This window comes from Cupriavidus sp. 01L45 (assembly GCF_056399885.1).
Map to the genome: position 1 here is coordinate 78,615 of NZ_JBFTSG010000041.1, position 6,365 is coordinate 84,979.

Annotated in this window: 6 protein-coding genes and 1 tRNA gene; 5 read left to right on the top strand and 2 right to left on the bottom strand. The window is 64.7% G+C overall.

All coding sequences use genetic code 11. The features are described 5' to 3' along the window. Positions 1 to 20: 20 nt before the first annotated feature. Positions 21 to 1,250 (bottom strand): MFS transporter, encoded by a 1,230-nt coding sequence (locus tag AC1DT6_RS26210; RefSeq protein WP_441636057.1) that lies wholly within the window; start codon positions 1,248 to 1,250, stop codon positions 21 to 23. Between the two features lie 209 nt (positions 1,251 to 1,459). Here AC1DT6_RS26210 and hutC point away from each other — a divergent pair, with 209 nt between their 5' ends. The 4 genes from hutC to AC1DT6_RS26230 all read left to right on the top strand — a co-directional run bounded on the left by hutC (position 1,460) and on the right by AC1DT6_RS26230 (position 5,536). Further along, complete coding sequence (gene hutC / locus AC1DT6_RS26215) at positions 1,460 to 2,173, top strand: histidine utilization repressor (RefSeq protein ID WP_082095066.1); 714 nt, start codon at positions 1,460 to 1,462, stop codon at positions 2,171 to 2,173. Between the two features lie 227 nt (positions 2,174 to 2,400). Next, positions 2,401 to 3,198: an exodeoxyribonuclease III gene (gene xth / locus AC1DT6_RS26220; protein WP_441636059.1), complete on the top strand. Its 798-nt coding sequence runs from the start codon at positions 2,401 to 2,403 to the stop codon at positions 3,196 to 3,198. Between the two features lie 83 nt (positions 3,199 to 3,281). Then, a complete protein-coding gene (gene hpaR / locus AC1DT6_RS26225; RefSeq protein WP_441636061.1) occupies positions 3,282 to 3,731 on the top strand; it encodes a homoprotocatechuate degradation operon regulator HpaR in 450 nt (149 codons plus the stop codon). Beyond that, positions 3,728 to 5,536, top strand: a complete 1,809-nt coding sequence (locus AC1DT6_RS26230) for a SulP family inorganic anion transporter (RefSeq protein ID WP_441636063.1) — start codon at positions 3,728 to 3,730, stop codon at positions 5,534 to 5,536. Before hpaR ends, AC1DT6_RS26230 begins: the two co-directional genes overlap by 4 nt. Before the next feature lie 169 nt (positions 5,537 to 5,705). Here AC1DT6_RS26230 and AC1DT6_RS26235 read toward each other — a convergent pair whose 3' ends face one another. Beyond that, positions 5,706 to 5,969: a DUF1488 family protein gene (locus AC1DT6_RS26235; protein WP_045240075.1), complete on the bottom strand. Its 264-nt coding sequence runs from the start codon at positions 5,967 to 5,969 to the stop codon at positions 5,706 to 5,708. A 290-nt stretch (positions 5,970 to 6,259) separates the two neighbouring features. Between AC1DT6_RS26235 and AC1DT6_RS26240 the strand changes: the two genes are divergently transcribed. Beyond that, positions 6,260 to 6,335: transfer RNA gene (locus AC1DT6_RS26240), tRNA-Lys, on the top strand. Positions 6,336 to 6,365 lie beyond the last annotated feature (30 nt).

Below are 6,365 nucleotides of genomic sequence, written 5' to 3' on the forward strand. Positions count from 1 at the left end.
AGCGTAACGAAGAAAGCGGCTCATATCGAGCCGCTTTTTTCATGGCGGCCGGCACGGGCAATACACGCTACCGAAGCCAACGCGCAGCATCCGCTCGCTGCAATCGCGGCCGAATAATTGCCGCAGGTATCGAAGAGCCAGCCCGCGAAGCTACCGCCGGCCATCGCGGCAACCCCGACCGCGATATACAGCGCCCCGAGGATGGACCCGAGGTTGGCCGTGCCGAACCAGGTCGCGGCGAGCGCGGGATACAGGGAGATGCAGCCGCCGTTTGCCGCGCCGAACAGAATGGCGAACAGCGCCAGCGCGGGAAAGCTAACGGCACCGAGCCACACGCCGTTGAGTACGGCCAGCGCCAGGGTCAGGCACATCAGCAGCCGCCCTGGGCCGAGCCTGTCGCCGAGCCCGCCCAGCGACAGGCGGCCCAGGATATTGCCGACGCCCACCAGCCCGATCAGCAGGTTCCCGCCAGCGGAAGAGATGCCATGCTGCCGCGCATAGGGGTGGATATGAACCAGTGCGGCGAACAGGCCGACCGAGCCTAGCAGGATAGCAGCGAAGTACCACCAGAACCGTCCGCCGCGCGCCGCCTGCGCCAGGCTATGCCCCGCCTGCGGGCTGGCCTGGACGGCGCCTGGCAGGGAAGCAGCGCCATCGGGATGCAGGCCGGCCTCCTCCGGCCGCCCCTTCATTACCATTGCCATCGCCAGCCCGACCACCGCGATGACCAGTGCGAAGCACCGCATCGTTGCCTGCCAGGACATCTGCTCCATCAGCAACCCGGCCGCCACCGGTCCGGCAAACGTACCAAGCCCGGTGCCAGCCAGCGCCAGGCCCGAAGCTTTGCTGCGATGCCTTACGAACCAGCGCTGGACCGCCGTCACCGCCGGTACATAGACCAGGCCGACGCCCAGCCCCACCAGCGTGCAGAAGGCAACCAGGAACCACGCCAGTGAATCCGTGGCAATACTGGCAATGGCAAAGCCTAGCGCCAGCAGCACGATCCCCAGGGCAATAACCCGGCGCGTCGAGATCCGATCGGCCAGGGCGCCGGAGAAAACGCCCACCGCATAGTAAATCAGCGCGGTGAACGAAAACACGGAAGCCGCGGATGAGCTCCCCACCTGGAAGCCCTCCTGGATACTCGCAAAAAAGGCCCCGAACGAATACGCGGCACCGAAGATCAGAGCCAGCAGCATGTGTGTCGCGCCGACCACATACCACCCCTGAAAAATTTTCACCTTTGCCATGCCACCTCCGATAGCGCCTTCAGCGCAGCGCCCTTCTAATTTCACCCGGGAGTCACTTTCTTGTTGCTTATTCTTGTATATACAAGAAAGGACAACAAATCAACGAGTCGGGACTACCCTGACACGGGCCATGTCCTGGCGCCCTACTCCCTTGGAACCTTCGAAAATGGAAATTGGCTAGACAAGCCCGGTCAAGTAATATGCGTGCCATGACCTACCTGCCACCCGCCGCTGCCTACGCGCATATCAAGAATTACCTCAAGGAAGGACTCAGCGCCGGGCGCTGGCCGCCGGGCACGCTGATGCCGTCGGAGTCCGAGCTGGTCACGCAGTTCCGCGTCAGCCGCATGACGGCCAACCGGGCGGTGCGCGAACTGCAGGCAGAAGGACTGGTGGAGCGTGTACAGGGCGTGGGCACGTTCGCCACCCAGCCCTACCGCGCGTCGTCGACCCTGACCATCCGCGACTTGCACGACGAGATCACCGAACGCGGCCACCGCCATCGCTCGGACGTGCATATGGCGCGCGCCGAGGTGGTCAACGAGGCCCTGGCTCAGCGCATGGGACTGCCCGTCGGCAGCCCGGTCTTCCACACCCTGATCGTCCATAGCGAGAACGGCGTGCCGCTGCTGTGCGAGGACCGCTACGTCAACCCCGCCCGCGCGCCCGACTACCTGGACGTGGACTTCACCAAGACCACGCCCACCAATTACCTGCTGACCGTGGCACCGCTATGGGAGGCCCAGTACTCGATCGAGGCGCAACTGCCCACCGAGCAGGAGGCCGAGTTGCTGGGCATCAAGCCGGCCGAGCCTTGCCTGATCGTGGTCCGGCGCACCGAAAGCCAGGGCTCGCCGATTACGCTGGCGCGCCTGGTGCATCCGGGCTCGCGCTATGCCATCGAGGGCTCCTTCAAGCCTTGAGGCCGCGCCGGCTTGCGTCCAGCCGGGAATGTTTTTGCGTCGGGGTTGCGCTCGCCAGCCTGCTGTTGGGACAGCTTCTCATCGAGAACCACATCGCCGATCTGGCTTCCGTGCGCGGCAACGGCTTGCTCGCGCGCCACGCCGCAGTTCGTGCTTGCGGGCGGCGCCAAAGGGTTCCCGCCCTGTAAAATGCGTTTTAGATCTTTAGATCAACAGGACAAACAAAGATGAGAATCGCCACCTGGAACGTCAACTCGCTCAAGGTCCGGCTACCGCAAGTGCTGGACTGGCTGATCGAGCAGGAAAAAGCCGACGCGCCGATCGACGCCCTGTGCCTGCAGGAGCTGAAGATGCCGGACGACAAGTACCCGCTGGCCGAACTGGAGAGCGCGGGCTTCCACAGCGTGTTCACCGGCCAGAAGACCTACAACGGCGTGGCGATCCTGGCGCGCAACGCTAGCATGGCGGCGCCCAGCGACGTGGTGCGCAATATCCCCGGCTACGAGGACGCCCAGCAGCGCGTGGTGGCGGCCACCTACGGCGACGTGCGCCTGGTGTGCGCGTATTTCCCCAACGGCCAGGCGCCGGACTCCGACAAGTTCACCTACAAGCTGGGCTGGCTGCAGGCGATGACGGTGTGGCTGCAAGAGGAGATGGCGAAGTACCCGAAGCTCGCGCTGCTGGGCGACTTCAATATCGCACCCGAAGACCGCGACGTGCACGATCCCAAGAAGTGGGAAGGCCAGAACCTGGTATCCCCCCCGGAGCGCGACGCCTTCAGGGCGCTGGAGGCGCTCGGCCTGACCGATGCCTTCCGCATGTTCGAGCAGCCCGAGAAGAGCTTCTCCTGGTGGGACTACCGCATGTTCGCCTTCCGCCGCAATGCCGGCCTGCGCATCGACCACATCCTGCTGTCGCCGGCCTTGCGCGATGTGTGCAGCGCCTGCGTGATCGATCGCGTGCCGCGCACCTGGGAGCAGCCGTCGGACCACACGCCGGTGGTTGCGACGCTCGCCCTGGGTTAAAGCGGTATGCGCAAGTCCGCGTTCGGGATATCCGGGAAGCCACCGTCTCGCTTCCGGGCCGCCGCACAGCTACACTTGCCGGCATGAAACCGGCCACCTTCCGCCACCGCAACCTTCCCCACCTGCTGCTGCAAGCTCGCGAAACGCTGATGGCGGGCTTTAGGCCCATCCTGCGCCAGCACGGCATGACCGAGCAGCAATGGCGCGTGGTGCGCACCCTCAACGAGCAGGGCGAGATGGAGCCGAACCAGGTCGCCGACGCCTGCCTCATCCTGAGCCCGAGCCTGACCCGCATGCTGTCGAGCATGGAGGAAGCGGGCCTGATCCTTCGCTCCCGCTCCACCACGGACCAGCGCCGCCAGCTGATCTCGCTGACCGACAAGTGCCGCGCCGTGATCGCCGAGATGGAGCCGCTGATCGACCGGCGCTATGAGGAGCTCGAGCAGATGATCGGCGCCGAGCGGCTCGGCAAGGTCTATGGCGCGCTCGACGAACTGCTGGAAACCTTCACCGAGCGAGACCCGCGCGCATGACCGTGCCTGCAGCGCAAGGCGGAACAGGCGGCGTGCTTGGGCGCCTGCTGCCAGCATGGCGGCACCGCATAAGCCCGGCCTCCTTGCGCGCCGACCTGATCGCGGGCCTGCTTGGCGCCGTGCTGGTGCTGCCGCAGGGGGTCGCCTTCGCCACACTCGCCGGCCTGCCTCCACAGTACGGCATCTATGCGGCCGTCATCCCCTGCATCGTGGCGGCCTTGTTCGGGTCGAGCTGGCACGTGATGTCCGGGCCGACCAATGCCAACTCGCTGGCGCTGTTCGCCATGCTGAGTCCGGTGGCGTTTGCCGGCAGTCCGGAGTACATCAATCTCGCGCTCGCCGTCACCGTCATGGTCGGCTTGCTGCAGCTTGCCGTGGGCACCCTGCGCCTCGGTTCGCTCGCCAACTTTATCTCGCCCTCGGTGCTGCTTGGCTTCACCTGCGGCGCGGCGACGCTGATCGGGCTCTATGCGCTCAAGGACCTGTTCGGGCTGGCCGTGCCCACGGGCACGAGCGCCTTCGGCGTAGTGCGCTTCCTGCTCGACAACGCCGACACCATCAACTGGAGCGCGTTCACCGTGGCCGCGGTCACACTGGCGGTCACGCTCGCCGTCAAGCGCGTCTCGCGCCGGCTGCCCTTCATGCTGATCGGCCTGCTGGCAGGCTACGGCATCGCCCTGCTGCTCAATGCGCCGGGCTGGAGCGAAGGCGCGCGCCACGTCAACGTGGTTGGCCCGATACCGTCGGCCGTTCCGCCCTTGCACGTGCCCGACATCTCCTGGCAGGCCATCCCCGACCTGCTGGGCATCGCCGCCGCGCTCACCATCGTGGCGCTCGGCCAGTCGATTTCGATCGCCAAGGCGGTTGCCCTGCGCTCAGGCCAGCACATCGACGCCAACCGCGAGTTCATTGGCCAGGGCTTGTCCAATATCGCGGGTGGCTTCTTCTCCGCCTATATCTCCTGCGGCTCGCTGAACCGCTCGATGCCCAACTATGAAGCGGGTGCGCAGACGCCGCTGGCCAGCATTTTCTCGGCCGTGCTGCTGGTCGTGCTGGTCACCGCAAGCGCACCACTGCTGGCCCGGATTCCGCTCGCGGCAATCGCCGCGATGCTGATGCTGGTGGCCTGGGGCCTGTTCGATTTCGCCCGGCTGCGCCGCATCGCCAGCCTGAGCCAGACCGAATTCGCCATCGCCGTCAGCACCTTTGCCGCCACGCTGGCCATTCGCCTGGAAATGGCGGTTCTGCTCGGCACCATCTTGTCGCTGGTTGCCTATCTCTATCGCACGTCGCGGCCGGCTGTGCGCAGCCTGGTGCCCGACGCGGACGATCCCGACCGCCGCTTTACGCCGCTGGACGAGTTGCACCGCCCGCAGCCGGAATGTCCTCAACTCAAGCTGCTGCGCATGGAAGGCGCAATCTACTTCGGCGCCGTCCAGTACGTCACCGACCGCCTGCACGAAGCACGCAGCGCCCATCCTGGACAGATCCACCTGCTTGCCATGACCAAGAGCATGAACTTCATCGACCTGGCCGGCGCCGAAATGTGGGAAAGCGAGCTGGCCGAACGGCGTGCCACCGGCGGCGACCTGTATTTCCACCGTCCGCGCACGCAGGTCCTGCAGACATGGGATCAGACCGGCTTTGCGCTAAAGCTGGGCGAGGGGCATATCTTCTCCACCAAGCGGCAGGCGCTGCACACCATCATTGCCCGCCTGGATCCCGCCGGATGCGCGCAATGCCAGGCGCGAATCTTCGAGGAATGCGCAAGTCGCCCGGGCGGAGCACTCCATGGCACGGCGTAAGAAAGAGTACGACTAGATCTGGAACGTGACCTGAACCCGGCAAGGCATGACCGCGGGAACGGAAAAGAGAAACGCCGGCGTGGAACCGGCGCCAGGCGGCGAGAAGCCGCAACAACATGAAACGTTAGCACGGGATCGGACCGATGACCGACCCGGCCTGAGACCCGTTTCAGAGCGGCGCCACATGGGCGCGCTTGACCACCACCGGCTGGGCTGCGCCCTGCTCGATCAGCACCACGGCGGCACGCTCGATTGTCTCGCGTCCGGCGCGGAAAGCCTCTTCCAGCGACAAGACCTGGTCGGCACTGAAGCCTTCCCACAGCGCTTCGCGCGTCACCACGCAGGTGACTTGTTCGCCGTTGACAACAGCGTGGAATAGCAAGCCTTCATTATTGATATCGTAGCGATCTTGCTCTTGGAATTTGATATCCATCGGTACAGCCCTCCATTGCAAGTGAAGATTCATCCTAACATGGGTCGGCCCGACTCGTCCGCAAAGGCCTACGCCTCGCTCGCCTCCAAGCATGACTACCGATGCACAAGGCGAGTTCCCATGGCATGAATGCATGGATCCGGTGCATGAAAAAGCCCCTGCGCCTTCGCATCGCTGCAGGAACCGGGGCAATTCGGACATGCCATACGTGGCCCTGCTCGCACAGGAAAGATTTCGCAGGGAGGGGGTTTGACAAACGCAAAAACGATGATACAATCTTTTTCTTCGTTGGGGCGTTAGCTCAGTTGGTAGAGCAGCGGACTCTTAATCCGTAGGTCGAGTGTTCGAGTCACTCACGCCCCACCAGCGAATTCTAAAAGCCGGAAGCAGCAATGC